Below are 2,906 nucleotides of genomic sequence, written 5' to 3'. Positions count from 1 at the left end.
GGCCATGAGTGCTGCGAGAGCCAGATCTGCGCGCGATTAGTTAATCCCCGAATCTCTTTGCCGTACTGTGCGGCGAATCTGGCAACAAAATGCCTTTCGAGCAACGATAGGTCGCCCTCGCGGTCGGCCAGCCGTGGCGTCTCAATTTCCACCATGGAGAGACGGTAGTATAGATCCTCCCGAAAACGCTTCTCGGCGATTGCAACACGCAAGTCGTGATTGGTTGCGGCCACCACATGCACGTCCACCTTACGGCCATTGAGCGCGCCTACTCGCTGCAACTCTTGGCTCTGCAACACGCGGAGCAGCTTCGCCTGCGTGCTGGGCGGCATATCGCCGATCTCGTCCAGGAATAGCGTTCCTCCGTGAGCGTGTTCGAAGAAACCCTGCTTATCTTGGGTCGCTCCGGTGAACGAGCCTTTTACGTGCCCAAAGAGCTCGCTTTCAAAGAGCGTCTCCACCACTGCGGAACAATTGAGTACTACATAAGGTCCGGATGCCACCGGACTAAGCTGATGAAGCGCGCGGGCCACCAAGTCCTTCCCCGTACCCGTCTCCCCGACGACGAGCGCCGTACGATAGTAAGGCGCCACGCACCGGACGCGTGACAACATTTCGTACATCGGCCGGCTGGAGCCAACGATCCCCGCGAATCCTGAATTCGCACGCAATTCATCTTCGGCCTGCTGGGAACACTTGCGTTTCCCGGCTTCTTCTACCAAGCTGCGGATCTGCTCGCGCATCAAATCGAGCGAAACCGGCTTGTTCCAGCAATCACTGGCGCCCATCTTGACAGCCTTCACGACAGACTCGGTGGAATAATGTGCCGTCATGAGGATTACATGCGTGGCAGGATCGGTCTCCATGATCTGCTCTAGCACTTGCATGCCACCCATGTGCGGCATAATGAGCTCAGTAATAACGATTTCCGGGCGTCGGCTGCAAAACAGATCCAGTCCCTCCTCAGAACTGGTCGCCGTGAGAATCTCGAGGTCCGGCCGAGCCAATGCTTTGGAGAGCAGTTCCAAGCTGCTCGGGTTAGCGTCGATGATCAAGAGCAAGCTCGCTAATTTGGCGGCATCGGCCATGAGGTTATTTCCCGTTAGAGCGCTCGCTCCATCAGATTTCGTAAGACCGGGGACAAACCGCCCTTACTTGAGAGCAGCGTCTCAGGTTCACGCGCCTTTTTTCGAATGACTCGAAAGTATCAGGAATGGGGCTTCGAGGGGACCTGGATAAAGTACTAGGTTGAACCTAAACCAAGCCCTGTTCGATGGCGTGTTTGGTCAATTCGGCAGTGGTGCGTAAGCCAAGCTTTCTCTTGATGTTTTCGCGATGAAAGGCGACGGTTTTTACGGAGATGGCCAGAACGTGAGCAATTTCCTTCGCTGAGCGACCTTCGGCGATGAGTTGGAGAATCTCCCGCTCCCTCATACTGAGGCGAAGGCTTGCGGCGGCTCGGGAAGGGTCCTTGAATCGCTCCAAGTGTTCGCTCGAAAGAGCCGGACTTACATAGATGCGGCCACTCATGACACTCTGGATAGCCTCAAGAAGCTCTTCGCGGGCGACCGATTTCAGTACGTAACCGTTTCCTCCTGCGCTTAGCGCGGCCTCCAGGTACGCCGGGTTCACATGCATTGTGACAAACAACAGCTTCACTCTGGACAGACTCTTCTTGATCTGGACCGCGGCATCGACGCCGTTTAATAGCGGCATGGTGATGTCCAGGAGAATCAGGTCTGGATTCAAGCGGAGCGCTGCGCCAACCAAAGCTCGCCCGTCCAGTACCATTCCGACTATTTCGTGATGTGGTTCAATGACGGCACGAATGCCTTCGAGCGTCAGCGTGTGGTCATCCGCCAGTATGATCCGAGCCCGTTTCATGATGGAGGGCTAGACAACAGCACTTCGAGTGCAATCCGGGTGCCGTGCCCTGGCTTCGCCGCGATGGAAAGCTTCCCATTGATCAATCGCGCGCGTTCCTCCATACCGATGAATCCGAGCCCGCCTCTCCCTTTGATTGCGTCAAGGTCAAAACCAGCACCATCATCTACGACGGTTAGTACTACCTTCGCCTTGCGCAAAGTGAGCGCGACTGAGACGCGTTTGGCCCCTGAATGTTTGGCTATGTTCTCCAGACTCTCCTGTGCGACGCGGTACAAACACGACGCTGCTTCGCGGGACACTCTGGGCGGCATCGCGGCGGCGGTAAATTCTACTGGTATCTTTGTCCGCTCGGAGAACTCCTTGCACAGACTTTGCAGGGAAGCCACCACGCCCAAGTCATCGAGGATGGACGGATGCAGCTCATAAGCAATATGGCGGGTCTCTTCCGAAACCTTGATTATGCGGGCCCGCAAATCCGCAACACGCGTTTGCGCGCCCGCTGGAGGCGGGAAATCGGCCACCAGGCCGCCCATGTCCATTGCCACGGAAGCAAGTTGCTGGCAGATCTGATCGTGCAACTCGCGGGACACTCTTCGTCGCTCCTCTTCCTGAGCTGTCAGGAGACTGGCTGCCAGAGCCTGAACTTCCTCCGCACGTGCTCGCGCAGCCTGCTCCATGTGCTTCCGCTGGGTGATATCGCTCACAAAAGCCACGCCAAGCTTACCACCAGACGTCGCGATGACACTCAGACCAATTTCGACCGGAAAGCTTGTACCATCCTTGCGGCGGCCTTCCAAATCGAGGCCAGTGCCCATAGGCCGGGTTTGCATGTTGGCAAAGTAAACTCGGTGGTACTCGCTGTGACGTTCCCGGGCGTTTTCCGGAATCAGAATTTGGAGCGGATGGCCGATCAGTTCGTCCGGGCGGTAGCCGAACATTTTTTCCGTAGTTCCATTGACTAGTACAATCTTTTCGTCCGCACTCACGCCGATGACGGACTGAGGAGTAGACTCCAGAAG

General features: G+C 56.5%; 3 protein-coding genes. All 3 read right to left on the bottom strand.

Annotated elements, in window-relative coordinates; translation table 11 throughout:
- On the bottom strand, positions 1-1,088 hold a 1,088-nt coding region (locus tag WBR57_RS08650; protein WP_424083470.1), incomplete at its 3' end, for a sigma-54-dependent transcriptional regulator.
- A 166-nt stretch (positions 1,089-1,254) separates the two neighbouring features.
- The gene (locus WBR57_RS08645; RefSeq protein WP_424083469.1) at positions 1,255-1,884 is read right to left on the bottom strand and encodes a response regulator; all 630 of its coding nucleotides are present in this window, start codon (positions 1,882-1,884) and stop codon (positions 1,255-1,257) included.
- A partial coding sequence (locus tag WBR57_RS08640; protein ID WP_424083468.1) for a PAS domain S-box protein occupies positions 1,881-2,906 on the bottom strand: 1,026 nt, incomplete at its 5' end. The genes WBR57_RS08645 and WBR57_RS08640, both read right to left, overlap by 4 nt.

It is taken from the genome of Pseudomonas sp. (assembly GCF_049590575.1).
In the GTDB taxonomy this organism is placed as follows: domain Bacteria; phylum Pseudomonadota; class Gammaproteobacteria; order Pseudomonadales; family Pseudomonadaceae; genus Aquipseudomonas.
This window is presented reverse-complemented; position numbering and strand designations above follow the sequence as displayed.

What these genes read in the sequence shown, in the direction of transcription:
- WBR57_RS08645 (WP_424083469.1), bottom strand. Translation starts at nt 1,884, where the DNA reads ATGAAACGGGCTCGGATCATACTGGCGGATGACCACACGCTGACGCTC.